Origin of the sequence: Streptomyces sp. NPDC051582, assembly GCF_040681715.1 — a bacterium.
Lineage (GTDB): Bacteria > Actinomycetota > Actinomycetes > Streptomycetales > Streptomycetaceae > Streptomyces.
Genome location: NZ_JBFAZJ010000037.1, coordinates 1 through 23,517, shown reverse-complemented (window position 1 = coordinate 23,517; position 23,517 = coordinate 1). Strand labels below are relative to the sequence as shown.

At 73.6% G+C, this 23,517-nt stretch carries 19 protein-coding genes and 1 pseudogene; 12 read left to right on the top strand and 8 right to left on the bottom strand.

Annotated features, from left to right (window positions below; genetic code table 11):
• Positions 1-26: 26 nt before the first annotated feature.
• Positions 27-2,879 (bottom strand): XRE family transcriptional regulator, encoded by a 2,853-nt coding sequence (locus tag AB0M92_RS33665; protein ID WP_366106150.1) that lies wholly within the window; start codon positions 2,877-2,879, stop codon positions 27-29.
• 184 nt (positions 2,880-3,063) lie between these two features.
• Here AB0M92_RS33665 and AB0M92_RS33660 point away from each other — a divergent pair, with 184 nt between their 5' ends.
• Complete coding sequence (locus AB0M92_RS33660) at positions 3,064-4,068, top strand: hypothetical protein (RefSeq protein ID WP_366106149.1); 1,005 nt, start codon at positions 3,064-3,066, stop codon at positions 4,066-4,068.
• Positions 4,061-4,492, top strand: a complete 432-nt coding sequence (locus AB0M92_RS33655; RefSeq protein ID WP_366106148.1) for a peptidase inhibitor family I36 protein — start codon at positions 4,061-4,063, stop codon at positions 4,490-4,492. Before AB0M92_RS33660 ends, AB0M92_RS33655 begins: the two co-directional genes overlap by 8 nt.
• 10 nt (positions 4,493-4,502) lie before the next feature.
• Here the strand turns inward: AB0M92_RS33655 and AB0M92_RS33650 are convergent, their stop codons facing one another.
• Both AB0M92_RS33650 and AB0M92_RS33645 read right to left on the bottom strand, forming a co-directional pair.
• Positions 4,503-5,576: a GNAT family protein gene (locus AB0M92_RS33650; RefSeq protein ID WP_366106147.1), complete on the bottom strand. Its 1,074-nt coding sequence runs from the start codon at positions 5,574-5,576 to the stop codon at positions 4,503-4,505.
• A 65-nt stretch (positions 5,577-5,641) separates the two neighbouring features.
• Positions 5,642-5,833: a hypothetical protein gene (locus tag AB0M92_RS33645; RefSeq protein WP_366106146.1), complete on the bottom strand. Its 192-nt coding sequence runs from the start codon at positions 5,831-5,833 to the stop codon at positions 5,642-5,644.
• 202 nt (positions 5,834-6,035) lie between these two features.
• On the opposite strand from AB0M92_RS33645, the gene AB0M92_RS33640 reads away from it, so the two are divergent.
• The 3 genes from AB0M92_RS33640 to AB0M92_RS33630 all read left to right on the top strand — a co-directional run bounded on the left by AB0M92_RS33640 (position 6,036) and on the right by AB0M92_RS33630 (position 8,548).
• The gene (locus tag AB0M92_RS33640; protein ID WP_366106145.1) at positions 6,036-6,617 is read left to right on the top strand and encodes an HPP family protein; all 582 of its coding nucleotides are present in this window, start codon (positions 6,036-6,038) and stop codon (positions 6,615-6,617) included.
• Positions 6,618-6,716: 99 nt separating this feature from the next.
• A complete protein-coding gene (locus AB0M92_RS33635; protein ID WP_366106144.1) occupies positions 6,717-7,868 on the top strand; it encodes a serine hydrolase domain-containing protein in 1,152 nt (383 codons plus the stop codon).
• A gap of 53 nt (positions 7,869-7,921) precedes the next feature.
• Positions 7,922-8,548: a C39 family peptidase gene (locus AB0M92_RS33630; RefSeq protein ID WP_366106143.1), complete on the top strand. Its 627-nt coding sequence runs from the start codon at positions 7,922-7,924 to the stop codon at positions 8,546-8,548.
• A gap of 80 nt (positions 8,549-8,628) precedes the next feature.
• Here the strand turns inward: AB0M92_RS33630 and AB0M92_RS33625 are convergent, their stop codons facing one another.
• Positions 8,629-9,990, bottom strand: a complete 1,362-nt coding sequence (locus AB0M92_RS33625) for a M64 family metallopeptidase (protein WP_366106142.1) — start codon at positions 9,988-9,990, stop codon at positions 8,629-8,631.
• A 150-nt stretch (positions 9,991-10,140) separates the two neighbouring features.
• Here AB0M92_RS33625 and AB0M92_RS33620 point away from each other — a divergent pair, with 150 nt between their 5' ends.
• Positions 10,141-11,475, top strand: a complete 1,335-nt coding sequence (locus AB0M92_RS33620) for a tetratricopeptide repeat protein (RefSeq protein ID WP_366106189.1) — start codon at positions 10,141-10,143, stop codon at positions 11,473-11,475.
• A gap of 40 nt (positions 11,476-11,515) precedes the next feature.
• On the opposite strand, the gene AB0M92_RS33615 is transcribed toward AB0M92_RS33620, so the two are convergent.
• Positions 11,516-13,051 (bottom strand): MFS transporter, encoded by a 1,536-nt coding sequence (locus AB0M92_RS33615; RefSeq protein ID WP_366106141.1) that lies wholly within the window; start codon positions 13,049-13,051, stop codon positions 11,516-11,518.
• Positions 13,052-13,238: 187 nt separating this feature from the next.
• Positions 13,239-13,481, bottom strand: a complete 243-nt coding sequence (locus AB0M92_RS33610; protein WP_048478198.1) for a DUF6158 family protein — start codon at positions 13,479-13,481, stop codon at positions 13,239-13,241.
• A gap of 118 nt (positions 13,482-13,599) precedes the next feature.
• Between AB0M92_RS33610 and AB0M92_RS33605 the strand changes: the two genes are divergently transcribed.
• The 3 genes and pseudogenes from AB0M92_RS33605 to AB0M92_RS33595 form a co-directional block, all read left to right on the top strand.
• A complete protein-coding gene (locus AB0M92_RS33605) occupies positions 13,600-14,718 on the top strand; it encodes a M20 family metallopeptidase (protein ID WP_366106140.1) in 1,119 nt (372 codons plus the stop codon).
• A gap of 36 nt (positions 14,719-14,754) precedes the next feature.
• Positions 14,755-15,459 carry a TetR/AcrR family transcriptional regulator gene (locus AB0M92_RS33600; RefSeq protein WP_366106139.1) on the top strand — a complete coding sequence of 235 codons (705 nt, stop codon included), beginning with the start codon at positions 14,755-14,757 and terminating at the stop codon, positions 15,457-15,459.
• Positions 15,460-15,506: 47 nt separating this feature from the next.
• Positions 15,507-16,796, top strand: a pseudogene (locus tag AB0M92_RS33595) (MFS transporter); the annotation flags it as partial.
• Here the strand turns inward: AB0M92_RS33595 and AB0M92_RS33590 are convergent.
• Entirely contained in the window at positions 16,770-17,678 is a 909-nt protein-coding gene (locus tag AB0M92_RS33590) for a LysR family transcriptional regulator (protein ID WP_366106138.1), read from the bottom strand. The pseudogene AB0M92_RS33595 and the gene AB0M92_RS33590 overlap by 27 nt on opposite strands.
• Positions 17,679-17,898: 220 nt before the next feature.
• Here AB0M92_RS33590 and AB0M92_RS33585 point away from each other — a divergent pair, with 220 nt between their 5' ends.
• Entirely contained in the window at positions 17,899-18,501 is a 603-nt protein-coding gene (locus tag AB0M92_RS33585; RefSeq protein WP_366106137.1) for a DUF6817 domain-containing protein, read from the top strand.
• 27 nt (positions 18,502-18,528) lie between these two features.
• On the opposite strand, the gene AB0M92_RS33580 is transcribed toward AB0M92_RS33585, so the two are convergent.
• A complete protein-coding gene (locus AB0M92_RS33580) occupies positions 18,529-21,783 on the bottom strand; it encodes a TIM-barrel domain-containing protein (protein ID WP_366106136.1) in 3,255 nt (1,084 codons plus the stop codon).
• 275 nt (positions 21,784-22,058) lie between these two features.
• Here AB0M92_RS33580 and AB0M92_RS33575 point away from each other — a divergent pair, with 275 nt between their 5' ends.
• Both AB0M92_RS33575 and AB0M92_RS33570 read left to right on the top strand, forming a co-directional pair.
• Entirely contained in the window at positions 22,059-22,607 is a 549-nt protein-coding gene (locus AB0M92_RS33575; protein ID WP_366106135.1) for an RICIN domain-containing protein, read from the top strand.
• A 90-nt stretch (positions 22,608-22,697) separates the two neighbouring features.
• Positions 22,698-23,339, top strand: coding sequence for a hypothetical protein (locus tag AB0M92_RS33570; protein ID WP_366106134.1), 642 nt, complete (start codon positions 22,698-22,700; stop codon positions 23,337-23,339).
• Positions 23,340-23,517 lie beyond the last annotated feature (178 nt).

Below are 23,517 nucleotides of genomic sequence, written 5' to 3'. Positions count from 1 at the left end.
CCGGTGTCGGGCGTCCGCCTCCGAGGCTATCGTCCGGTCTCCTCGCGGGGACGCTGCTCCATGCCGCTGCACGGCGGGGAATAGTCGACGTACGGGAGGTGCGCGGACCACTGGGCGCGGGTGATCCGCGGTCCGGTGTGCGCGCACGCCCCCGCGATGACGCGCGCCTCGTCGGTCCCCGCCAGCCGGACCGTGGCGTCGAAGCCGCCGGAGGCCAGTACCGCCCCGTCCGGGCTGAAGGCGACCGAGCTGACGGCGGTGACATGGCCGGTCAGCGTGCTCAGCAGCCCGGGGTGGGCGGGGCGGGCCACGGTCCACACGCGCACCGTGCGGTCGTCGCTCGCGCTGGCGAGGGTGCGCCCGTCGGGGCTGAACACCACCGAGCCGACGACGTCGGTGTGGCCCGCGAGGACGGCGAGCGGGGCGGGGCGGCGCGGATCGGTGACGTTCCACAGGCGGATCGAGGTACGTCCGCCGCTGCCGGCGGCGAGCGTGTGCCCGTCGGGGGCGAAGGCCACCGAGAACACGGCGTTGTCGTGGCCCTCCAGGACGGCCAGCGGTTGCGGCCGCCGCGGGTCCGCCACGTCGGTGAGCCGTACGGCGCGGTCCTCGCCCGCGCTGGCGAGCGTACGGCCGTCCGGGCTGAAGGCGACGGAGCGGACGGCGTCCCGGTGCCCGGCGAGCCGGGCGAGCAGGGCGGGGCGGGAGGTGTCGGCCACGTCCCACAGCCCCACGCTGCCGTCGGTCCCGGAGGTGGCGAGCGTACGGCCGTCCGGGCCGTAGGCCAGGGAGCGCACGTCGCCCCCCTGGCCGGTGAGCGAGGCGAGCAGGGCCGGCCGGGACGGGTCCGCCGTGTCCCACAGCCGCACGCTCCCGTCGGCGGATCCGGTGGCGAGCGCGCGGCCGTCCGGCCGGTAGGACACGGAGCGCACGTCGTCGCCGTGACCGCCGAGCGTGGCCTCGGCGACGGGGGGGTCGGTGCCGTGCATCCGCCACAGCCGGGCGGTGTGGTCGCCGCTCGCGGTCGCCAACTGCCCGCCGTCCGGGCGGTAGGCGAGCGCGAGGACCTCTTTGGCGTGCACGGGCGTGGCCGTCATCAGCGTGCTGGCCAGGCTGTCGCGCGTCTTGGTGGTGGGCGCGAGGCGGTACGCGGTCAGGCTCAGCTGCACGGCCAGCCCCGGCTCGGTGTTGGCGAGGTCGGTGGCGCTGTCGGCGAGGTTCTGCGCGATGGCGTCGTTGCGCTGGCGGGTGACCTCGTCCTCGGCGCGCACGGCGTTGGCGGTGGCGACCCCGGCCACCACGACGAGGGCGGCGAGCAGGGTGACGAGGGTGCGCAGGCGGCGGGCGCGGCGGCGGGCGGTGTTGCCGGCGGCGGCCTCGGCCGCCGTGCTCGCGTCGAGGAAGGCCCGTTCCGCGGCGGTGAGTCCGATGGGGCGGGTGGCGGCCAGATCACGGGCGAGGTCGAGCCGGGTGCCGCGGTAGAGGGCTCCGGAGTCCCGGCCGAGGGCCTCCCAGGCCCGGGCGGCGTCGGTGAGGCGGCGGTGGAGGCGTAAGCGTTCGCGGTCGTCGGTCAGCCAGCCGCGCAGCCGGGGCCAGGCGCGGATGAGGGCCTCGTGGGTGAGTTCGACCCGCCCGTCGTCGAGTGTGAGCAGGCGCAGCCGAGCGGCCCGGGCGAGGACGGTCGCGGTGTCGGCGTCCTGGTTCAGCTCTTCGCGGGCCACGGGGCGTTTGGTGTCCTCCGTGCCCTCGCCGAGGGCGATGAGGTGGACGAAGATCTGCTGGGCGAGCCGCTGCTGACGTGCGGAGAGGGAGGCGTGGAGGGTTTCCGCGGACTGGGCGAGCGCACCCTCGAACCCGCCCGCCGCGTGGAATCCGTCCAGGGTCAGGGCGGCGCCGCGGCGGCGCCGCCAGGTCTCCAGGAGCGCGTGGGAGAGCAGGGGCAGGACCCCGACCTGCCCGTGGGCGTGGGCGACCAGCGTGGCCTGGAGGGCGCCTTCCACGGTGAGGCCGGCCCGTCGGGCCGGTTCGACGACGGCGCGGCGCAGTTCGGCCGCGCTCATCGGTCCGACGAGGACCTGGGCGTCGCGCAGCACCTCGACGAGGGCGGCGTACCGGGTGCAGTGGGCGTAGAAGTCGGCGCGTACGCCGAGGACGACGCGGCAGCCCGACCGGGGCCGCCGGGCCTGCGCGACGAGGGCGTCGATGCAGCCGGCTCGCTCCTCGGGGTCGGCGCAGACCGTGAAGACCTCCTCGAACTGGTCGACGATCAGCACGAGTTCGCCGCCGCCGGCCGCGTGCGCGTCCAGGGCTCGGCGCACCCGGTCGAGCGGGTGCGGCCCGGGGGTCAGGACGTGGACCGCGGCGGGCGGGGTCTGCGCGCTCAGCCGGGGCAGCAGCCCGGCGTGCAGGAGCGAGGACTTGCCGGCTCCGGAGGCGCCGACGAGGGCCACGACGGGCTGCCGGGAGAGGCTTGCGAGGAGGTCCTCGACGAGCCGCTCGCGGCCGAAGAACAGGCCCGCGTCCTCGGTGCGGAAGGCCGCGAGACCGACGTACGGAGTCCCGTGCGCCCCGCTCTCGGCCGGTTCCTCCTCGGGCTCCGGCGTTTCGGCCGCCGACAGCTGCGCGGCGACGGAGTGCCAGCGGCGCTCCCACTCCCCCACGTCGCCGCCGCAGGCGCGGACGTAGGACAGCGTCACGTCGAGGCTGGGCAGCCGCCGGCCGGACGCGGCACCGGACAGGGTCGCCACGGAGTAGTGGGCGCGGGAGGCCAGGTCCCGGTACGGCGGGGATCCGGCCTCGTGGCGCAGGCGGCGCAAGGCGGCGGCGAACCGCCTCAGCGGTCCGTCCTCACCCTCCAGCGGACGCTCCTTGCGGGCCATGCCCTCCCCTTTCCCACCTGGTGAGTTTGCTGCCCTCTGGGATGGATTGTTCAGCAATTGTTTGTTCACTGCCACCACGCCGACGCCGAACAACGGATCGCCGCTAGACCTGAGTTCGCCGCAGCACCGGCGCCCCGGCACTGCCGTCGCCGGCGCCGTCGCCGCGAGAGGAAGGAGCACACCGATGCAACGACACCACCCCGTCCGGGCCACGGCCGCGGCCGTGGCGGCCTTCCTGCTCCTGGGAGGCTGCGGACCGGCCGCCGGGTCCCCCGGTGGGCCTTCGCCCAAGGCCGCGGCCGGCCGGACCGCACCGCTCGCCCCCGCCCGTGAGCCGAGCGCGGCCGAAACCCGGCTGCTGGAGCGGGCCGAGCAGATCCTGATCAGCCGGTGCATGGACGGGCGGGGCTTCCCGTACGCCGTCACCGAGGCCCCGGACGCCGACGCGCGGTCCTTCCCGTACGGGGTGGACGACGTGGAGTGGGCGCGGGCCCACGGTTACGGCGGCCGGGACGAGCGCGCCGCGGCGCAGGCCCGGGAGGCCGATCCCAACCAGCGGTACTTCCGCGGGCTGTCGGCGTCCGGGCGGGCGGCCGCCCGTACCGCGCTCATGGGTTCAGCCCCCGTGGGGCTCTCCGCCACCGCGCCCACCGGGATGACCATCACCGCTTCCCCCGAGGGCTGCATCGCCGACGCCGAACGCACCCTCTACGGAGATCTGGCGACCTGGTTCCGCGTCAAGGTCGTCACGATGAACCTGCGGCCGGTGCGCGAGACGCGCGTACACGAGGACCGGCAGTACGCGGACGCCGTCGGGCAGTGGGCCGCGTGCATGCGGGCCGCCGGGCGCCCGTACGCGGGCCCCGACGCCTCCCGGCAGGCCGCGGCCCGGTTCGGCGAGAGCATGCCGCCGGCCGAGGCGGACGCGGCCGAGGCGGAACTGGCGGTCATCGAAGCGACCTGCGCGTCCGGCACTCCGCTGGCCCGGGTCTCCAAGGCTCTGGACCACACCTACGGCGAACAACTCCGTGCCCGGCACCGGGAAGAGATCGCGCTCAGGTGGCGGCTCCAGAACGGCGCGCTGCCGATGGCGCGCCAGGTAGGTGAAGAACACGGCTCCGAGGAACACGGCTCCGCAGAACAAGACCAGACACCGCACCCACGACCTTCCGGAGGATCCCATGCGTAAGTTCCGCACCCTGCTGCTCGCCGGCGCGCTCGCCGTACCGCTGCTGGCCGTCCCCTCGACCATGACCGCCGCCGGCGCCGCCACGGCCGGCACCGCCGCGACGGCCGAGGCCTCGGGCGCGGCCGCGGACGGCAACTACTGGGTCTGGGAGGACACCAACCGCGGCGGCCACTCGTGCGGCTGGAGCGGCGACGACGCCGACTGGCGCACCTGTGGGGCCGGCGGCAACTTCAACATGAACGACCGGGCCTCGTCCTGGTGGAACAACGGGTACGCCGGTTCCTTCGGGGACGTGCGCGTCTACGAGAACATCGGCTACGGCGGTGCGTCCACCTGCGCCCCGAACGGCGGCTCCGGCAACGTCCCGTGGGAGTGGAACGACCGCATCTCCTCCCACAAGTGGGTCACCAACTGCGGTTTCTGAGCGGCGGCGGCTACTGAGCGGCCGCCCGCAGGGTGTAACGGGCTCCACCGTCCTCGGTGGAGCCCGTCCGCTCGAACCCCACCCGGCCCAGCACGGCGTGGGACGGCGCGTTGTCGGCGTCCACCTCGGCGTGCAGCGCGGTCACGCCGGGCTGCGCGAAGGCCCAGACGACCAGGCCCTTCAGCGCGTCGGTGACGTACCCGTTGCCGCGGGCCGACGGCACGAGGTCGTAGCCGACCTCCGCGTTCCCCTCGGCGTCCGGGGCCCCGTGGAAGCCGATCCCGCCGATCGCGCGCCGGTCCTGCTCGCGGACGATGGCGTACGCGCCCCATCCCGGGCGGAACGCACCCTCCTCGCGCGCCTTGGCCACCATCCCGGAGGCGACCCGGGTGCCCTCGCCGGGGCCGTCCTCCGCCCAGGCGAAGCCGCCGGTGCCGCCGTCGCGGAGGTCTGCGGCGACGAGCGGGGAGATCTCGCAGAGCACGACGCGTTCCGCGGCGACGGGCTCGGCGTACCAGCGCCATGCCGTGCGCCGGGGCAGGCCCGGGAGGGCGCCGCGGCCGGTCGCCCACAGCAGGGTCGGCCACGGGGCCGCGACATCGCGCGGCACCTGCGGGAAGAGCCGGTCGAGGACCTGCTCGCAGAGGTCCGCGTCGGGCTCCCAGTCGTGGACGCCGAGACCGTTCAGGATGTCGTGGGTGTGCGCCAGCGTCTCGACGACGCCCATCGCGGCGAATCCGTCCGGACCCGCGAAGCCGTACGGATGCCAGGCCCGGACCGCGGGGTCGGTCACGGCCACGGCGGCGGACAGCAGTCCCCCGGTGGCCTCTATGACCTGGATCAGGCCGTCGGGGGTGGTGCCGGGGTCGGCGCTGATGTCGAAGGGGGCGTATCCGCTGGTGGAGCGCCCGGTGAGCTGGGTGGCGTACCCGATGAAATCGCTCGCCACGTGCACGGCGGTGTCGTGACAGCTCCACTCCAGGCCGGCGGCGGGGACGGACCAGTCGAGGTGCGCCACCTTCCGCAGGGCCTGTGCGGTGAGGGACACGGACCGGTTCACGGATTCTGAGTTCATGATCGTCATGGCCCGCACCCTAGGACCGCCGCCCCCGTCGGGGCCAGTGGATATCAGGGGCGGTCGCGAAGGCGTCACGGTCCGGAGTCCGGGAGCGGGGCGCCGCAGCGGGAGCAGGACCGGGCTCCGCGTTCCTCGGCGAGCCGTCCGCAGTCGGGACAGACCAGGTGGAGCAGGCAGGCAGGCTCCCCGCCCTCCTCCGCGGGCTCGGGGGCCCGGTCGGCGGCGGGCGGGGGCAGCTGTGCGTCTCGGGCGTTCGTCGTCATGTTCCGTCCTTCCCGTACCCGTACCCGTACCCGTACCCGTATCCCTCCCCGGATACGTGCCCCGCACACCTGACGGATATGGTCGTAGCCGGTCTGCGCCGGCCGTACCAGGGACGGGCGCGAGGCCGGGGCGGCGGTTGATCACCCTGCCCCCGTGCCGCCTCGACCGCGTTCCCCCGTCGTCCTGCCCCGGAATCCGTACATGAGCACCGTCCTGCCCTCCCCGTCCGCCACCACCGCTCCGTCCGCCGCCACCCCCGCCCCCGAATCCGCCGCCGGGTCCGCCCGGTCCCGGATCGCGGCCGGCCGGGCGCCCGCCCGCCCCACCACCGCGGCCGCCTTCCACAGCACCAGCGCGGTGACCGCGGTCCTGCTGGGGCTCGTCGGGATCGGCGCGCTGCTGCACGAGCCGGTGCTCATCCCGCCGCTGGCCGCCAGCGCCGCCCTCGTGCACAGTGCGCCCGCCCTGCCGCTGGCCCAGCCGCGCAGTGTGGTCATCGGCCATCTGCTGGCCACCGCCGTCGGCTACCTCGCCCTCGCCACGGCCGGCGGCAGCGCCTGGGTCGCGGCCCTCGCGGCCGGTGTCACGCTCGCGCTGCTGATGGCCGCCCGCACCCCGCACTCGCCCGCGTGCGCCACCTCCGTGGTGATCGTGCTCCAGAGCCCGGCCCCCGCCCGGTTCGTCCCGCTGCTGTTCGGCGCGACGGTGCTGCTCGTCCTGACCGGGTACGCCGCGTCGCGCATCCGGCGCAAGGCGCCGCGGTACCCCGCCTACTGGTGGTGACCCGTCCGGTCGTCCGCCGCGCGTCCGGCCGATGAATGGGCGGCGCTGCGGGAGTCTGTGGGAGGAGGCATCCGCAGCGGGATCGGGAGAGGTGGAGTGATGAGCGGCCTGCGCGACATCCTGGAACGGCACGTGAGCAGCGGATCGCTGCCCGGGGCGGTGGGCCTGGTGGCCCGCGGCGACCGGGTGGAGGTGGCGGCCGTCGGTTCGGCCGACCTCGACGGCACGGCTCCGATGGTCCGGGACTCGATCTTCCGGATCGCCTCGATGACCAAACCGGTGACGGCCGCGGCCGTGATGACGCTGGTCGAGGAGGGCCTGCTGGCCCTGGAGGACGAGATCGCGCCGTGGCTGCCGGAGCTGGCCTCGCCGCTGGTCGCCCGTACCCCCGGGAGCGCGCTCGACGACCTGGTGCCCGCCGAGCGCCCGATCACCGTGTTCGACCTGCTCACGTCGCGCGCCGGGTACGGGTTCCCGTCGGACTTCTCGCTGCCGGCGGTGGGCGCGCTCGTCAGCGAGCTCAAGCAGGGGTCGCCGCAGCCGCAGCACGTCGTGGGACCGGACGAATGGCTGAAGACGCTGTCGGGCGTTCCGATGCTGTGCCAGCCGGGCGAGGCGTTCCTCTACAACACCTGTTCCGACATCCTGGGGGTGCTGATCTCCCGGGTCTCGGGGCAGTCCCTGCCCGAGTTCATGGCCGAGCGGATCTTCGAGCCGCTGGGCATGGCCGACACCGGGTTCTGCGTTCCGCCCGCCGACCTGGGCCGGTTCACGAGTTTCTACCGCGAGGGCGACGGCGGACTCGTGCTGACCGACGCCCCCCACGGACAGTGGAGCAGCCTCCCGGCCTTCCCCTCCGGCGCCGGCGGCCTGGTCTCGACCGCCGACGACTGGTGCGCGTTCGGACGGATGCTGCTCGCGCAGGGGGCGCTGGAAGGGGGTCGGGGCCGGCTCCTGTCGGCCGTGTCCGTACGGAAGATGACCACCGACTGGCTGACCCCGGCCCAGCGGGCCGCCGGCGAACTGTTCCTGGAGGGCCAGGGCTGGGGGTTCGGCGGCTCGGTGGACGTCACGGTCCGCGATCCGTGGAACGTGCCGGGTCGGTACGGCTGGGTCGGCGGCACCGGAACCGCGGGCCACGTCACTCCGGCCACCGGCGCCGTGTCCATCCTGCTCACGCAGGTGGCGATGAACAGCCCGACGCCGCCCGCCCCGGTGCGCGACGTGTGGACGTACGCGGCCGAGGCCTGAAGCGCACCGGCACGCCGCACTCGAATTCCCGGCATGGTCCAGACTGGGGCAGCATGATCCGCCCCACGCACCTGCGCCCCGTCCCGTACCACTCCCAGTGGGAGTCCGCCGATCTCGTCCCCGAGTTCATCGCCGGCCGAAGCGCGGTCACCGATCCGCTGTGGCGCAGGTCGGGGGCCGGCACCGCGGAGGAGTACGCCTTCTGGGCGCCCCGCATGTGCGGCGTCGCCTGCCTGCGGATGGCCCTCGATCACTGGGGATTTCCCGTCCCGCCCTCCCTCCCGCTGCTGCGGGAGCTGTGCGACGCCGGGGCCTACGTACGCGAAGGAGACGCCGTGCACGGCCTGATCCACCGTCCCTTCGCCGCGTACGCGCGCGCCCGGTACGGCATCCGCGCCGAGGCCGTCCCCGACCTGTCGGCCGACCGGATCCGGGCCACGCTGGCCGCCGGCGGTCTGGCCGTGCTCTCGGTCCACAAGACCATCCGCACCCTCGACCCCGACCCGGCCGCAAGGGGCGGCCACCTGGTCCTGGCCGTCGCCGCCGACGACGACCACATCATGATCAACAACCCGTCCGGCTTCCCCGCCCACTCCCAACAACACGCCCCCGTGCCCTGGGCGGCGCTCCCCCGCTTCTACGCCGCCCGCGGCATCCTCCTCGAAGCGCCGGCCGCCTGAACGGCGGGGCCCCTGCGAACCCGCGGATTCGGGGTCACCGTGTTCGCCGTGCGCCTCGGGCGCCTCGTGCGCCTCGTGCGCTACAGGCGGACCGTCCAGTCGACGGTGGACCTCAGGGTGCGGGCGATCTTCGGGTCGCGGACCGAGGGGGTGCGCTCCTCGGCGGTGACCGACAGCTTGTGCGTGCGCAGGTCGAAGAGCCACAGCTCGGCGACGGCGACCTCGGTGCGGCCCGCGAACCGCTTCAGCTCACGGCCGTCGAGGTACCAGCGGACGTCGAGCTGCCGGCTCTGCGCGCCGGCCAGCCGGGGTACGGAGACCTTCGCCGTGTTGCGCAGCCGCAGCGTGCGGCCGGTGGGGGTGATCGGGGCGGCGGGCTTCGCGTGCTGGTAGAAGCCCGCGATCATCGCCTCGGTGCCGGGCAGGTTGAAGGGCTTGCCGAGCACGCGCATGATCGAGTTGTCGGTCGGCCGGTAGAGGCCGGTGACGTAGTAGCCGCCGCCCTCGTACGCGCCGACCGTGCCGCCGTCGGGCGACTCGGCGCCGAGCCAGCGGTACCACTTGGCCCGTTCGGCGGCCATCCGGTCGGCGGGCAGCGTGGAGGTGTTGGAGTCGGCGGGCTCCGCGCCCTCGTACTTCTCGTAGCCGGGGGTGTCGGGGTAGAAGTACTCGTCCGCCAGCTTGCCCAGCGAGTGGCCGGTCTCGTGGATGGCGACCTGCCCGGATTTCGCGTTGCCCGCGGAGGCAGTCGATATCCCCTCGTAGCCGAGGGTGGCGCTCGGCTCGTTGTACCCGGCCCCGCCGTACTTGGCGCTGTTGGACAGGACCAGGACCAGGTCGGCCGCCGGCGCCTTCGCCACGTAGGCGTCCACCTTCGGCTGGTCGACGCAGAGCAGCCGCTCGATGTCCTCGCACCAGAAGTACGAGCCGAGGGCGGTGTCGCGGACGGTGGCCGGGGTGGGGTCGCCGGAGACTCCGGAGTCGTGGGAGACGGCGTCGACCGTCCAGACGTTGAAGAGGTTCCGGTACGTGGAGTACGGCTCGACGGCGGTGATCTCGGCCCATTTGGCCCGGGCGTCGGCGTGGAAGCGGTCCTGCTCGGCGGCGGTGTAGCCGTCGCCGACGACGACGATGTCGAGCCGGTCGGACGTCGGACCGCTGTCGACCATCTTGGCGACCTCGCCGTCGGCGGCCCGCTCGGCTTCCGAGAGCTGCGGGGCCTTCTTCGCCTTGCCGGCGGCGGGGACGCGGACGTGGCCGGAGCCGGCGACCGTGCCGTCCTCGGGGCCGGGAATCTCCACCTGTGTCCCGGTCCCGCCCGTCGCCGGTATCGGCGGCGGCGCCGCGGCTGCCGTGCCGAGCGGGCCCGCGGCCAGCAGCAGGGCTGTCGTACACGCCGCGGCCAGGGCGGCGCGCAGCGTCAATCGGAGGGACGCGTCCATGGAGTTCTCCCCGGGAAGCCGGAAGTCACCGGAAGTTAAACGGTGCAATAAGTGCGCTGAATCGGTTGCTTAAACTAGAGGGCGCACGGGAGGTGCGCAATGGCCTGCCGCCCCTGCACCATGGGGAGTTGGAACGACCAGGGGGTCTACATGGACGAACCGGCCGAGATCGGCCGCAGGGTTGCGCGCATGCGCGCCGAACGCGGGCTGACACAGCGGGCGTTGGCGGAGCCCTCGTACACCTCCGCCTACATCTCGACCCTGGAGTCGGGCAAGGTCCGCCCCTCCGAGACGGCGCTGCGCTTCCTCGCCGAGCGGCTCGGCACCTCGTACGAGGAGCTGACCACCGGGCGCCCCGCCCATCTGGCCACCGAACTGCGCCTGGCCCTCACCGACGCCCAGCGGACGCTGGCCGCGGGGGCCGCCGCCGAGGCGGCCGTCCGGTACCGGCAGCTGCTGGCGGAGGCGGAACGGCTCGGTCTCGACGCCGAGCGGGCCGAGGCCCTGCTGGGCCTCGGCGACTGCGCGCTGGAGGCGGGCGAACTACCGGACGCCATCGGGCACTTCGAGGCGGCGGAGCGACTGCTGGCCGACGAACCGCTGCCCCGCCGGGCCCGCCCGATCCGGGGCCGGGCCGTCGCGCACCTGCTCGCCGGGGAACTCCGCTACGCCTGCTACCTGCTCGAATCGGCCATCGACGAGCTGAACGCGGGAGGGCTGGCCGATCCGGAGGCTCTGGTGCTGCTGTACGCCGCCGTGATCAGCCCGTACATCGACATGGGCGCCCACGCGCGGGCCGCGCACGCCGCCGAGCTGGCGCTGGCGCTGGCTCCGCAGGTGGCCGATCCGGCGCTGGTGGCGGGGATGCACCGGCAGGTCGCGCGTACGTTCCTCGCCGCGGGGCGGCCCGCGGACGCGGACGCCTCCCTCGCCAAGGCACAGGCGATCTACCGGCAGCTGCGGCTGCGGACGGATCTGGCGCACTGCCACTGGATGCGCGGCTACGTCCAGGCGCAGAGCGGCGATCTGGTGGCGGCGGAGGCGGAGTTGCGCACGGCCCGGGACATGCTCGCGGCCCGGCGGGCCGCCCTGTACACGGCGCAGGTCGAGGTGGAGCTCGCCGACGTGCTGCGCCGGCTGGGCCGCTGCGAGGAGGCCGCCGAGCTGCTGTCGGGGCTGCTGGAGCTGGGCGACAGCCATGGCGCCGTGCACGCGGGCGGGGCCCACCGGCTGCTCGGGCTGATGGCGGAGGAGCGGGGGGAGACCGAGTCCGCCGAGGAGCACTACGTCCAGGCACTGACCCTGCTGGAACGCAGCGGGGCCGGCGGGGATCTGGCGGATCTGTGCCGGCTGCTGGGTGACCTGCTGCGGCGTACGGGGCGGACCGAGGCCGCGCTGGACGCGTACCGGACGGGGCTCGGCCACCGCGCGGCGCCGGGCACCACCACGCTGGGCCCGGCGCCCGCGTCGCCGCTGCGGCGGTGACGCCGTGATGCGGTGACGCGGGCGGCCGGGCCCGGGGAGGTCAGTGGTTCTCGGTGGGCCGGAGGTCGCGCGGGATCATCGTCCAGGTGGTGGCCGCCGCGGCGACCGCGAGGAGGCCCGCGATGAGGAAGGCCGGGGTGATGGCGAGGGTGTAGGCCTGGGAGGCCGCCTCGATCAGGCCCTTGCCCACGGTGCCGCCCAGCCGTTCGGCGATGTGGGCGGCTTCGCCCACGGACTCGCGGACCGCCGCGGCGGTGGCGCCGTCCAGATCGAGGACCGGCAGGTTGCCGCGGTACAGGACGGCCGCGGTGCTGCCGAGGATGGCGACGCCCATGGCCGAGCCCAGTTCGTAGCAGGTCTCCTCGATGGCGGCCGCGCTGGAGACCTCCTCCGCGGGCGCGGTCGAGATCAGCGTCACCGAGGCGACGGTGGTGGCGATGCCGGCGCCCAGGCCCATGACGGTGAGGGCGACGGCGAACGCCGGGTAGCCGAGCTCGGCGAACTGCTGGAGCGTCCAGGGCAGCGCCATGCCGGCGGCCAGGAGCACCAGTCCGGCGCCCAGTACGTGCCGGATCGCGAAGCGCTGCATCAAGGTGGGGGCCACCATCGACGCACAGATCAGGGCGAGCGGGGCGGGCAGCAGGCGCAGCCCCGCTTCGAGCGGGGTGTAGCCCTGGCCGTACTGGAACCACTGGGTGACGAGGAAGAGGATCGCGCCCATGCCCACCATGGGCAGGAAGATCGCGGTGGCGGCGACGCTGAAGGCGGGCTTCGCGAACAGCCGGACCTGGAGCAGGGGGTTGTCCAGGCGCAGCTGACGGCGTACGAAGACGGTCAGCGCGAGGGCGGCGAGGGCCAGCAGGGCCCACGGGAGGGGGTCGGCGATCCCGCTCTTCCCGAGCTGCTTGATGCCGCCCGCGAGGGCGAGCATGCCGACGATCGACTGGCCGACGCCCCACCAGTCCCAGCGGCCGTCGCCGCGCGGGGAGCGGGATTCGGGGAGGTAGCGCAGGCCGGCCGCGACGATGACGGCGGCGACGGGGAGGTTCAGGAGGAAGGCGGAGTGCCAGCCGTAGTCCTGGACGAGGAGTCCGCCGATGACCGGGCCGAAGGCCATGCCGCCGCCGAAGACGGCGGCCCAGACGGCGAGCGCGAAGGCCCGCTCCTTGGCGTCGGTGAACACGGTGCGCAGGATCGACAGGGTGGACGGCATGATCGCCGCGCCGCCGACGCCGAGGAGGGCGCGGGCCGCGATCACGTGCCAGGCCTCGGTGGAGAAGACGGCGATGAGGGAGGCGACGGAGAAGATCACGAAGCCGGCCATGAGCAGCCGCTTGCGGCCCCAGCGGTCACCGAGGGCGCCTGCGGTGACGAGCAGGCCGGAGAGGGCGAGCGCGTAGACGTCGATGATCCACAGCTGCTGCACGGCGCCGGGCTGGAGATCGCCGACGAGGGAGGGGAAGGCCACGTTGAGGATCGTGGTGTCCATGGAGATCAGCAGCAGGCTGCCGGAGAGGATCGCGAGGACGATCCAGCGGCGCGGGTCGAGTGGAGCGGTGGGGCGGCGGGCGTGCATGGGGTTCCGTTCGGGTGAGCGGGCGGGGAGGCCCACCGCTTCGCACCGCAGTGAGCCTCCTTCGCCTCGAATGATACATCAACGTCTCATTCGAGGCGAAGGAGGCTCAGTCTGTGGGTACACCCGTACCTCTGTGGGTACACCCGTACCGGGAGCCCGCGAGGCCGAGCACGGCGGGTGGCGCCGCTCAGCCCTCGCCGGTCCGGGCGCGGGCACCGGACCGGGTCCGCCCCGGCGTCTGGGCGCGCTGCGGATGCCGGCGCACGTACTCGTGCTCCAGCTCGTTCATCCGCTGCGTGTGGGTGACCAGCGCCTCGTCCGACCCGTAGAGCAGGGTCTCGTGGCGGGTCCGGTGGATGGCCTCCAGCTCCTTGAGCAGCTTGCCGTCCTCCAGGTTCGCCGCCGAGGGACCGCCGTCATGCTCCGCCATGGCCCGACACCTCCTCCCCTCCATCATCCCCTCGGATGCCCTTTTCGTCCCGGCCGCACTTGATTCAGCCATCCTTCCCGCGCACTTTGCGCCGTGGCGCTGCGGCTACCCTTGCGCCATGACGATGCGTGCGGTTGTCCAGGTGAATGTGGACGCGATGATCGAGGACCTCAGGACACTCGTCGAGATCGAGTCCCCTTCGCGGGACCTCGACGCCCTGGGGGTATCGGCCAAGACCGTCGCCGCCATCATCGAGAACCGCCTCGGCGGGGAGGCCGTCATCATCGAGAGCGCGACCGGACCGCACGTCCACTGGTCGGGCGGCGGCGAACCGAGGGTGTTGATCCTCGGCCACCACGACACGGTGTTCCCGCTCGGCACCCTCGAACGCCGGCCGTTCGCCGTCGAGGACGGGCGGGTGACCGGTCCCGGGGTCTTCGACATGCTCGGCGGCCTGGTCCAGGCCGTCCACGGGCTCGCACTGCTCGACGACCTGTCGGGCGTCGAGATCCTGGTGACGGCCGACGAGGAGATCGGCTCCCCCTCTTCCCGGGCCCTCATCGAGGAACGCGCCCTGGCCTGCGGCGCGGTCCTGGTGTTCGAAGGAGCCGCCGACGGCGGGGCCCTGAAGACCGGACGCAAGGGCTGCGGCTCGTTCCACGTCTCCGTCGCGGGCCGGGCCTCGCACGCGGGCCTGGAGCCCGAGGCCGGGGTCAACGCCCTGATCGAGGCGGCACACCTCGTGCTGGACATCGCCGCGCTCGGCCGGCCCGAGATCGGCACGACCGTGACCCCGACCGTCGCGTCCGCGGGAGGCGTGGACAACGTCGTGCCCGCCGAGGCGACCGTCACCGCCGACGTGCGGGTCGAATCGGCCCGCGAACAGGCGCGCATCGAGTCCGCGTTCGCCGCGCTCGCCCCGCACCTCGAAGACGCGGAGATCTCGGTCCACGGGTCCATCGGCCGGCCCCCGATGCCGGAGTCGGCGTCCGCCGACCTCTTCGCCGTCGCCCAGCAGCTGCTCCCCGGCCTCGAAGGCCGCTCGGTCGGCGGCGGCAGCGACGGCAACTTCACGGCGGCGCTGGGAGTGCCGACCCTCGACGGGCTGGGCGCGGTCGGCGGCGGCGCGCACGCCGACCACGAGTACGTGGTCGTCGGGGCCATGGCCGAGCGGGCGAACCTCGTCGCCGGACTGGTGCGGGCGATCCGGGACGCGCACGCGGACGCGCAGCACTGAGTAGACAGTGTCTACCGAGCCTGGTAGACACTGTCCATGGACCCCCACAGCCCGCTGCCGCTCCGGGAACGCCTGATCGACGTCGGCGTCGACCTCGTGCTGACCGAAGGCACCGCCGCCCTCGGCCTGCGCGAGATCGCCCGCCGCGCCGGGGTGTCGCACGGCGCGCCCCGGCGCCACTTCCCCACCCACCACTGCCTGCTCTCGGCGATCGCCCGGCGCGGATTCGCCGACCTCGGCGACCGCTTCGCGGCGGCGACCGCCCCCGCCTCCTCGCCCCGCGAGCAGGTGCGGGCGCTCGGGTGCGCGTACGTCGGCTACGCACTGGAGAGCCGCGGGATGTTCGAGCTGATGTTCCGCCACGACCTGCTCGACAGCGAGGGCCGGGAAGGCACCGGGAAGGAAGGCGCCGCAGGGGAGGGCACCGGGGAGAAGGGCGTCGGGGAGAAGGGCACCCCGGAGCAGGCCGCCCGGGAACAGGCCCCGGCGCAGCAGCCGCGACTGCGCGAGTCCACGGTGCCCCTCTTCCGCCTCCTCGTCGGCCTCGTGTCCCGCTGCCGGCCCTCCGGGGATCCCGAGATCGTCGCCGCCGCCCTGTGGGCCAACCTGCACGGCGTGGCCCAGCTGTGGGCCTGGGGCAGTCTGCCCCTGGTCCTCGGCGACGCGGCCGCCCCCGGAGCCAGCGTCGAACGGCTCGTCGACGCCGCCCTCGACGCCCACCTCGGGCAGGACCGCCCGTGACCGGCACGCGGCAGCGGATCGCGCTGCTCGTCAGCGTCGGCGGCGCGATGCTCGTCGCGCTCGACGGCACGGTCCTCAGCGTGGCGCAGCCCAGTCTGCGCCACGAACTCGGGGCGAGCGTGGCCCAGGTCCAGTGGACCAGCACCGCCTACCTCCTCGCCGTGGCCGCCCTCCTCGTCACCGCCGGCCGCCTCGGTGACCGGTACGGGCACCGGCGGCTCCTCCTCATCGGCGTGCTCGGCTTCGCCGCGGCCTCCGCCGGGATCGCGCTGGCGCCCGGGGTCGGCTGGGTCATCGCCCTGCGCGCGGCCCAAGGGGTGTTCGGGGCCCTGCTGCAACCGGCGACCCTCGCGCTGCTGCGCCTCGCGTACCCGGCCGACCGGCTCTCCACCCCGGTGGCGGTGCGCACCAGTGCCATCGGCGCGGCCGCCGCGGCCGGTCCTCTGCTCGGGGGCGTGCTGGTCGCGCACGCGGGCTGGCGCTCCGTGTTCGTGCTGAACGTGCCCATCGCCCTCGCGATCGCCGCGCTCGCCCTCGCCGTACGGGTGCCCGCGCCGGACCGGACCGGGCCGGACGGCCCCGGACCGGACCGGCCCGCGCTGACCGGCGCGGCGCTGCTGGCCGCGGCCCTCGCCGTACTCGTGCACGCGCTGGCCGGTGTACCGGCCCACGGCTGGACCGCGCCGCCGACGCTGCTCGGGCTCGGCGGGGCAGCCGCCCTCGCGGGGGCGCTCGTACGGTACGAACGGCGGGCCGCGCAGCCCCTGGTACCGGCAGCCGTGGCCCGGTCCCGGCCGGTGGCGGCCTCGATGGCGCTGCTGCTGGCGGTCTCCGCCGGTATGTTCGGGGCGCTGTTCGCGGCGACCTTCCTGCTCCAGGACGTAAGGGGGCTCGACCCGCTCGCCACCGGCCTGCTGGTGCTCCCGCTGACCGGCTGCATGATCGCGGGCGCGCCACTGTCGGGCCTGGCGCTGCGCCGGCACGGGCCGCGCCGGACCGCGCTCGCCGGCACGGGGCTGGTCGTCCTCGGGATCGGCGGGCTCGCCGTGGCGGCGGGCCCGGCGGTCATGGCGGCCTTCGCGATGCTCGGCGCCGGGTTCGCCGCGGTCATGGTGACCGCCACCGGCACGGTGGTCGGGGACGCCCCGGCCGGGTACGCGGGGGTCGTCGGAGGGCTCAAGCAGACGTCGGTGAACGTCGGTCCGACCCTGGGCATCGCCGTCGCGGCGGGCTGGGGCGCGGGGGCCGGGGCCGCGCCGGGCGCGCTGTTCGCCCTGGCCGCGCTGGCGGCCGTGGGGCTGCTGCCCGCCTCACTGCTGCCGCGCGGCGCGGGCCGTGCAGCTGCGGGCGACGTCGTCGGCGAAGACCCGGGCCAGCGGGGACAGGGCCGACCAGCGGCGGACGGCCCAGCCGACCGGGAGCGGTGGCAGGGCGGGGACCGGGACGAGGCGCAGCGGGCCCTCTGATCCGGGGACCCGCCAGCCGGGCAGGGCGGGCACGACGGCGTGGCCGAGGCCCAGTTCGGCCAGCAGCAGGGCGGTGTCCCAGTCCGCCACGCTGGTGTCGGACCGTATCCGGATGCCGGACTGCGCGAAGGCGGCGTCGAGGTGGGCGCGGGACGCGGAGTTCTCCGGCAGCCGGATGTGGCGGATGCCGGTGAGGTCGGCCGGTTCGATGCGGGGCCGGGCGGCCAGGGCGTCGTCGGCGCAGACCGCGAGCACCCAGGGCAGCTCCAGCACCGGGCGCTGCTCGATGCCGCGCACGGGCCGGCCGATGGTGATCCAGGCGAGGTCCAGGTCGTCGGCGGCGAGGGCGTCGAAGCAGCTGCGGCTGGAGTTCTCGGTCTGGAACTCCAGGCTGACCTGCGGGTGGCGGCGCCGGAAATCGACGACGGCCTCGGACATGAAGTGCCGTACGGTCGTCGCGCCCGTGGTGATGCGCACCGATCCGCTGTCCCCGCGGACGAGTTCGTCGACGCGGCGCAGGGCGCCGTCCAGTCCGGCGATGCCGTCGGCGGCGGCCGCCTGGAGGATGCGCCCGGCCTCGGTGGGGACGACGCCGCGGGCGTGCCGCTCCAACAGCTCCGTGCCCGTCTCCTTTTCGAGGCGGCGCACGTGCTGGCTGACCGCGGACTGCGTACAGCCGAGGTCGCGGGCGACGGCACTGAGGCTGCCGGCCCGGCAGACGGCCACGAACACGCGGAGATCGTCGAGGGTCACGGGTGCAGGCTACCGGCTGCTCCAAGTCAGAGCTTGGCTCTTGATAGGGAATCAGAGGATTGACTTGGGTCTGGGGGTGGACAACGATCAATCCAGGGCCCAGGGCGGCAACCCGTCCGCGCCCGCGCCACGGTCCGGACCCGGCGCGGGCGTGGACGGGTGTCGACCCACCCGCCTCGTTCGGGCAACGGAATCCAGGCACGCGGAGAGGACCACGCCCATGCCGGCACCGACACGGGCCGAGCGCCGGGAGGCGCGCGCCCTCGCGCTGCTTCGGGAACTCGGCGCCGGGGACCTGGACCACCCCGGCGGCACCCTGCTGACGCATCTGGAACGCGTGCACGCACGCCTCGGGGCGTGGGGGGCCCGGCCCGCACTGCGGCTCGCGGGCCTGTGCCATGCCTGCTACGGGACGGACGGCTTCGCCACCGCCCTGCTGCCGGTCGGGCGACGGGCCGAACTGGCGGCGGTGATCGGCGCGGAGGCCGAGGAGATCGTCCACTTATACGCCGGCTGTGATCGCGCGGCCTCCTATCCGACGCTCGCCGCCGATGACCCGGCCACCGCCACCGGCAACGAGGCGGCGGTGGCGGTGGCGTTCCGCGACCGGTTCACCGGTCGCGTCCACTCCCCCGACCGGCAGTCCCGGCGGGACTTCGCCGAGCTGACCGCGGCGAACGAGCTCGACCTCGCCGTGATCGACCCGGCCTTCCGCGCGGCCCACGGGCCGGGCCTGCTCGCCCTGTTCACCCGGCTGCGCGGGCTGCTCACCGAGCCGGCCCGGCGGGACTGCCAGGCCGTGCTCGGAGGCCGCCCGCCCTGAGGCCGCCCGCCCTGACGGCGGCCGCCCTCAGGGCGTGAAGCCCCAGCGCTGCGCGGGGCTGCCGTCGCAGGCCGCGCGGGTGAGCCTGGTGCCGTTGGCGGTGGCCGCGCCGACGGGTGCCAGGCACTGCCCGAGCGTACGGAGGCTGCCGTCCGGACCCTGCTGCCAGCGCTGCCCGGCGGCCGCGCCGCAGGCCTGGACGGTGACCGAGGTCGCATCCGTACCGTCGAGGCAGACCCCGCCGAGGCCCGTGACCCGACCGTCGGCCGTCAGGCTCCAGCGCTGGTTGGGGCCGCCGTGGCAGGTGTACAGGGTGGGTTCGGTGCCGGGTGTGGTGGCACTGTGCGGCAGGTCCGCGCAGCGGGCGGACGCGGCCTGGACGAGGGTGGCGTCGGCCGGGAGCGGCGCGGCTCGCCCGGTCAGGCTGATCTCGGCGGCGCTGGTCCAGGGGCCGCGGCCGCCGGCTTCGGTCAGGGCGCGCAGGCGCAGGTAGCGGCCCGTCTTCGGGGCCGGGGAGACGGACTTGGCTGCCGCGGTGTCGGCGAAGGTGCCGGTGGCCACGGGTGGGCCCCAGTCGGTGGTGCTGTCGGAGACGTACACCTCGTAGCCGCCGATCCGGCCGTTGACACCGCCGTCCTGGCGGGGCAGGTAGCCGAGGCCGTCGACCGCGTAGCGGGCTCCCAGGTCGATGCGGATCTCGTGCGGAAGCGCCGCCGGGGTGCCCGCGGACCAGGCGGTGTGCCAGAGCGTGGCCGGATCGCCGTCGAAGGCGTTCCTGGCCGCGCCGTTCTCGGCGGCGGTCTCCTGGCTGTCGGCGGAGACCAGGGTCCACGCCGACTGCGGGACGGGGGCGGAGGTCACCGGGAGGGGGTCGGCCGCCGGGACGGAGGCGCCGGTGACCGTGACGCCGAACGCGCCCGACTTCGTACCGGACTTGACCCACAGGATGCCGCCGCGGTCGGCGGGGTCGAAGAACCAGCCGGTCGCGGCCGCGTCGTAGGCGGCCTTGGAGGTCTGGCGGCCCAGGGCGGCGCCGTCGGCGGCTACGGCGTCCGGAGAGGAGGCCAGGTGGAGGCTGAACTCGTAGCCGCGGGCGGCCGGTTTGCCGGTGTAGCCGCCGGTGGGGGCGCCGACGGAGACGGTGACCGTGCCGGAGCCGGCGGCCGGGGCCGCGACGTCCACCTGTTGGCGGGCGTACGCACCGGACTGGTAGGCGCGGGTGAGCCCGTCGTCCTCGTACAGGCTGAACGAGGAGTTCCCGCGCGGGTGGATGTCGTAGGTGAGGGTGGAGACGGGCTTCTCGCCGGTGTGGTTCATCTGCGGCCACATCGGGACGATCGCCCCGCCCTTGACGAACAGCGGCAGGGTGTCGAGCGGCGCCCGGTAGCCGTTCAGCCATCCGGGTCCCGCGTACGTCTTCCCGCTCCAGTAGTCCGTCCAGGTTCCGGCGGGCAGGTAGATGCCGTCGCGGACGGAGGTGTCGGAGACGACCGGCGCGACGAGGAAGGAATCACCGGCCATGAACTGGCCGCTGGTGAGGTTGGAGCGGGCCACCGGGTCGTCCGGGTACTCCAGGACCATGGCGCGGGTGCTCGGCACACCGCTCTCGTGCGCGGTGCGGCTCATCGTGTACAGGTACGGCATCAGCCGCATCTTGAGCTGGAGGTACTTGCGGTTGATGGAGAGGTACGGCTCGGCGAAGCGCCAGGGCTGCTTGTCCTGGTAGCCGGCGGCCGGGTTGGTGGCGCCCCAGCCCGACATGGTCATGAAGGCGGGGGTGAAGGCCTTCCACTGGAGGTCGCGGGCGTAGGTCTTGGGGCTGCCGCCGAAGATGCCGTCGACGTCGCCGGAGGCGTAGTTGAGGGCGGACAGGCCCGCGCCGGCGATGGCGGGGACGTGCCAGCGCATGTCGTCCCAGGTGCCGTTGGTGTCCCCGGTCCAGACGACGGCGTTGCGCTGGGTGCCTGCCCATCCGTCCACGGTCCAGACGTAGCGGCGGGCGTCGGAGTTCTTCTCGATGCCGTCGACGGCCTGCTGCACGCCGTTGAAAGCGCTCTTGTAGCCGCCGCCGATCCAGGCCACGTCCGTCTTCACACCGCGGGTGCCGGCCGTGCCCACCTCGTCGGCGATGGAGCCGAGACCGGTGGAGGTCCACAGTCCGGTCTGGAAGCCCTTGGCCTTGAGGGCGTCGACCGTCGATTTGAGCGGGGCGGTGTAGCCGCAGCCGTAACCGTCGTTGGGCAGGAACCACCCCGAGGGCATGTCGGCGGCGCGGGCGTCGGTGGCGTAACCGACCACGTCGGGGGTGGTCTGGTGGCGCAGGCGGTTGTGGTCGCCCTGGTACGCGGGGTTGGAGGCGTTGAAACAGTCGGCGTTGCCCAGTTCCATGCCCCACATCGGCGCCATGAACGGCTTGCCGCTCACATCGGTGTAGGCATCGAGTACGGATTTCAGCGAATCGCCGGTGAAGTACCAGGCGTCGAAGCGCTTCTCGTCGTGGGTGAGGGTGGTGGGGGCATTGAAACCATAGGAGCCGGGGGCCCAGGTGTTGCGCATGACGCCGTAGCCGTTGGTGGACATGTAGAAGGGGGCCGGGCTGGCGTTGTCGTTCTCGCGCCATTTGTTGTCGACGGCGATGGGAACGGTCTTGTCGCGCAGCGCCCATTCGCCGAGGCGCAGGCCGGTTCCGTAGAACTGCTCTTCGGCGCCGCGGGCCAGGTACTGGGTGGTCTGGGTTCCGGTCCAGGAGGTGGGCCGGGTCTCCTGCCAGACGAGGGTGGCGTTGTCGGCGCGGTAGACGGAGAACTGCAGGGGCGCCTTGTTGACGCGGATGTTCAGGGCGCCGGTGGTGATGCGGTAGTAGGCGCCCGCATCGGTGGAGGAGGCGTCGACGGGGCCGAAGTCGGTGGTGGGGGCGAGGTCGGAGCCGGCCGGGTCGTTGGTGAAGGCACCGTCGGGCGAGAGCCAGAGCCGGAAGATGTCGGCGCGGGCGATGACGACGCGGGCCTTCGCTCCGGCGGAGGTGCTGACGGTGAAGGTGTTTCCGGAGCGGGTGAGGCCGGTGGCGTCCCCGGCCGTCGCGGGAGCGGGAGCCGCGGCGGCGGGTGAGGTCATGGGCCCCGCGGCGGCCAGCCCGGCGACGGCGAGGGCCCCGGCGAGCAGCGCGGCGAGAGGGGCGCGCCGGCGCTCGGGCTTCTTGCGCATGCGGGTGGGGATACGGCTGTGCGTGCTGTGCGTGCTGCGCGTGCTGTGCGTGCGCCTGGGGATGCGGATGAGTCTCATGGGGCAGCTCCTCGTGCGGTCCGGATTGCGGACACACCGCTTTGGCATGCGCCTGGCAAGATAGCGGCCCACGGAGATCACTTGAAGGATGCTGCTCGAAATCGTCTCCAATCAAGCATCTTTGAGCATGCATCAGAGGGGGCTGCGGCCGGGGGAACGAGGTTCCCGGCGGGCGCGGACGTGCCGTTTCTGCGGTGAACCGGGCCGCCCGATCGGGTGAGGTGCGGCGGAGCCCCCTTCCGGCGGGACGAAGGGGACCGCTACAAACCCGTGCCGTGACCTCGAACCTGAAGAACCGCGCCTTGGCCGCCCTCGCCGCGGCCGTGCTGCCCCTGCTCATGACCTCCGCGCCGGCCCACGGCGCTCAGGCGGCGGCGCTGCCGCCGGGCGGTCCGACCAAGTTGGTGAACAGGAACTCCTCGAAGTGCGCCGATGTCGAGGAGTGGTCCAAGGTCAACGGCGGCAACGTCCACCAGTGGAGCTGCCGTCTGGACAACGACCTGAACCAGAAGTGGACGTTCCGCCGCACGGCAGACGGCTACTGGAACGTCGTCAACGAGAACAGCGGCAAGTGCCTGGACATCCAGGGCCCTTCGTACGCCGACGGAGCCCGTCTCCACCAGTGGACCTGCTCGGGCTACGGCAGCCAGAAGTGGGAGCTCCAGTACACCACCACCGAGTACTTCAAGCTGGTCAGCGCGTACAGCGGGAAGTGCACGGACGTGGAGGGCCCGTCGGTGAACGACGGGGCGCAGATCCACCAGTGGAGCTGCCGCAACCAGGACAACAACAGCCAGCAGTGGCGGTTCTTCACCGCCACCTAGTGCTCTGACCGCATACCTTCGGCAGGTTGAGCGGCTAGTGGGGCCATTAATGCCAGCTACCTGGCCGAGGCATCCGCCTATGCTCGGCTCGTGCAACCACGTTCCAACAGCAGCGATCCGTTGCTCACGGCGTTCCCAGCCGAGCTTGCAAGCGATGCCGAGGCAGTCCTGGCGGTGATGCCTGGTTCTCGGCTCCAGCCGCATGCCTCGTTCTCGGTCGTTGTAGAGGGCCAAAAAATTCTGATCCCTTACCGCCTCTACAACGACGAGCCGCCGACGGACGCGGTGGCATCGCTTTCGTCGCGCCAACGACAGCTTCTGCACTGCCTGTACTCAAGGCACTGCGACGGATTGGTCAGACAACGGCACTTGGAGAAGGTCGTTGATTCCACGAACCCCTGGGTTGTTCCCTTCGTCGTGCAGCTGGTCGGCGAGTACGTCTTGGAGATCCTGGTCGTCATCTGCGATGAGCTCCGTGATCTCGCCACCCCAGGCACCGGCGGCTACCTCGCTTACGGACAGTTCATCGTGGACAACCCGGCCTTCTTCGCGCGCGTACAACGCCAGGTCGTGAGCTACTGGAGCTGCTACTACCGGGGTACCTACGCGAGTTTTCGGGGCTACCCCGGGTGCACTCTCCTCGACCTCCTACGGTCCGCTGCCTCCGACAGAGCAGGGCATCCCTGGCCCAACCTCGCTCCAGCCGGCGCCAGGGTGGACGGCTACTGCTAGGGGGTGTCCGCAAAGTCCCGCCTGTCCCGCGGCGCCCGGCACGCGCCCGCCCTACGGGCGGACGCCGCCACTTTGCGGACACCCCTAGGGCCTGTTTGGAATGTTGATCGCTGGAGCGCCGGAAGCCTCGATCGGGGCTTCGAGCGCGCCTAGGGTCAAGGCCATGGACACGATGCAT

Excerpts from the sequence above, each read along its gene's own strand:
- AB0M92_RS33610 (WP_048478198.1), bottom strand. The coding sequence starts at position 13,481 with ATGGCGGAGCATGACGGCGGTCCCTCGGCGGCGAACCTGGAGGACGGC.
- AB0M92_RS33620 (WP_366106189.1), top strand. The coding sequence starts at position 10,141 with ATGGACGAACCGGCCGAGATCGGCCGCAGGGTTGCGCGCATGCGCGCC.
- AB0M92_RS33600 (WP_366106139.1), top strand. The coding sequence starts at position 14,755 with ATGGACCCCCACAGCCCGCTGCCGCTCCGGGAACGCCTGATCGACGTC.
- AB0M92_RS33645 (WP_366106146.1), bottom strand. The coding sequence starts at position 5,833 with ATGACGACGAACGCCCGAGACGCACAGCTGCCCCCGCCCGCCGCCGAC.
- AB0M92_RS33655 (WP_366106148.1), top strand. The coding sequence starts at position 4,061 with ATGCGTAAGTTCCGCACCCTGCTGCTCGCCGGCGCGCTCGCCGTACCG.
- AB0M92_RS33580 (WP_366106136.1), bottom strand. The coding sequence starts at position 21,783 with ATGAGACTCATCCGCATCCCCAGGCGCACGCACAGCACGCGCAGCACG.
- AB0M92_RS33660 (WP_366106149.1), top strand. The coding sequence starts at position 3,064 with ATGCAACGACACCACCCCGTCCGGGCCACGGCCGCGGCCGTGGCGGCC.
- AB0M92_RS33665 (WP_366106150.1), bottom strand. The coding sequence starts at position 2,879 with ATGGCCCGCAAGGAGCGTCCGCTGGAGGGTGAGGACGGACCGCTGAGG.
- AB0M92_RS33585 (WP_366106137.1), top strand. The coding sequence starts at position 17,899 with ATGCCGGCACCGACACGGGCCGAGCGCCGGGAGGCGCGCGCCCTCGCG.
- AB0M92_RS33640 (WP_366106145.1), top strand. The coding sequence starts at position 6,036 with ATGAGCACCGTCCTGCCCTCCCCGTCCGCCACCACCGCTCCGTCCGCC.
- AB0M92_RS33615 (WP_366106141.1), bottom strand. The coding sequence starts at position 13,051 with ATGCACGCCCGCCGCCCCACCGCTCCACTCGACCCGCGCCGCTGGATC.
- AB0M92_RS33605 (WP_366106140.1), top strand. The coding sequence starts at position 13,600 with ATGACGATGCGTGCGGTTGTCCAGGTGAATGTGGACGCGATGATCGAG.
- AB0M92_RS33635 (WP_366106144.1), top strand. The coding sequence starts at position 6,717 with ATGAGCGGCCTGCGCGACATCCTGGAACGGCACGTGAGCAGCGGATCG.
- AB0M92_RS33650 (WP_366106147.1), bottom strand. The coding sequence starts at position 5,576 with ATGACGATCATGAACTCAGAATCCGTGAACCGGTCCGTGTCCCTCACC.
- AB0M92_RS33625 (WP_366106142.1), bottom strand. The coding sequence starts at position 9,990 with ATGGACGCGTCCCTCCGATTGACGCTGCGCGCCGCCCTGGCCGCGGCG.
- AB0M92_RS33630 (WP_366106143.1), top strand. The coding sequence starts at position 7,922 with ATGATCCGCCCCACGCACCTGCGCCCCGTCCCGTACCACTCCCAGTGG.